At 45.7% G+C, this 1,474-nt stretch carries 3 protein-coding genes; all 3 read left to right on the top strand.

The annotated features are described in order from the left end of the window. Nucleotides 1-100: 100 nt before the first annotated feature. Nucleotides 101-370: a YciI family protein gene (locus tag QZ506_RS12740; RefSeq protein ID WP_367273021.1), complete on the top strand. Its 270-nt coding sequence runs from the start codon at nucleotides 101-103 to the stop codon at nucleotides 368-370. A gap of 201 nt (nucleotides 371-571) precedes the next feature. Further along, nucleotides 572-1,246, top strand: a complete 675-nt coding sequence (locus QZ506_RS12735; RefSeq protein WP_291971515.1) for a Tar ligand binding domain-containing protein — start codon at nucleotides 572-574, stop codon at nucleotides 1,244-1,246. A gap of 91 nt (nucleotides 1,247-1,337) precedes the next feature. After that, nucleotides 1,338-1,474, top strand: a 137-nt coding sequence (locus QZ506_RS12730) for a transposase (protein WP_291971517.1), incomplete at its 3' end; no start/stop codon positions are given.

Here is a 1,474-nt window from a genome sequence, read left to right as displayed (position 1 = left end):
GCTGCTTGAGGGCCTTGTTATAAGAGGGCCAGTTGGTGATTTTAAAATTTTGTTTTGCCATGGAGACCTGATTTTGAAACAACTGTGGAGATCTGCTCCGATGATTACCCAAAAGTTCTATTTATTCAACAAAGCCCCTGCCCATTTGGCACGCTTGCAAACCTTGCGCGATGAAGGTCTGCTGCTTACAGCAGGTCCACTCCCCGCCGTTGATAGTGAAACCACCGGTGATGCTGGATTTACCGGTTCCGCTGTTATTGCCGAATTTCCCTTACTGACCGATGCACAGCGCTGGGCTGATGCCGATCCTTACGTGGCCACAGGCGTGTATCACAGCGTAATCGTAAAACCCTTCAAAAAGGTGTTTTAACCCTGCATTATCAACGGGTATTTTGTTTAAGATAGCATTTAAGATGCAGCCAAAACGCCCGATTTAACGCGTTTTTGCTGTATTACCGGCTGTATTTAAACGCCGTGTTTATTTCAGTTAATTTGAAAAATATCAGTAGCGGAAGGAAAAAGCTTAAATAATATAGTCAGTTAACAATGCTATGGTACTGACTCTTGTTAATTGAGAGCCAAGACTTATGCTACCACGATTCGCGTTTCTGAAGGGAAAAGGGACATTGCTCCGCAGATTCAGACCCAGCATTTTTTGGGGTTATTGCTGATCATCGGTTTGTTTTCGCTGCTACAACTGATGTCGATCGCGATTATTTCTAACACCATGAGCCAGGTACAGCGCGATACTACGGCCAACGATCGATTACGTGAACAACAAGCACTTCTAGATCAGGCACGTATGGCAGCAATGAACGCCAGCGATAAGTTAAACCGGGCGGGTATCTATCTAATGGTAGATAAGGAGACCGGTTCAGTAGGCAGTTGGAATAGCCTAATGGAAGAGGCGCAAGTCTCTCTCAAACAGGCTCAGGACTATTATCAGCAGATCGAAAAACCTGACGAGAATGACAGCGACAGCCAGGCGTTACTGCGTAGCTACCAACAGCTGTATCAAGGGTTGGTTGAGTTGGCTGACGGTATCAAACAGAGCAATCAGATCGATATCTTTTTTATGGTGCCTATTCAGGCTTACCAGAATGATTTCACACAGAAATACGGACACTATCTTGCGAATAATACCGCGCGTCAGAAGCAGCACGGGGAACAATTTCTGGTTTCCCTCGACCGCACCCACACCCACACCATCTTCATGATCGTACTCGGACTGCTGTTAGCCGTGTAGTTTGGCGTGTGGGGTATGCTTTGTTGAATAAATAGAACTTTTGGGTAATCATCGGAGCAGATCTCCACAGTTGTTTCAAAATCAGGTCTCCATGGCAAAACAAAATTTTAAAATCACCAACTGGCCCTCTTATAACAAGGCCATCAAGCAGCGCGGTTCTCTAACCGTATGGCTAGATGAATCAGCCATTGCTGCATGGACGGAAAAAAACACTACTGAACGGCGTGG

Source organism: Candidatus Symbiopectobacterium sp., from assembly GCF_020054415.1.
Classification (GTDB): domain Bacteria; phylum Pseudomonadota; class Gammaproteobacteria; order Enterobacterales; family Enterobacteriaceae; genus Symbiopectobacterium.
Note: the sequence above shows the minus strand (reverse complement) of the source record. Positions and strands in the feature narration are given on the sequence as shown.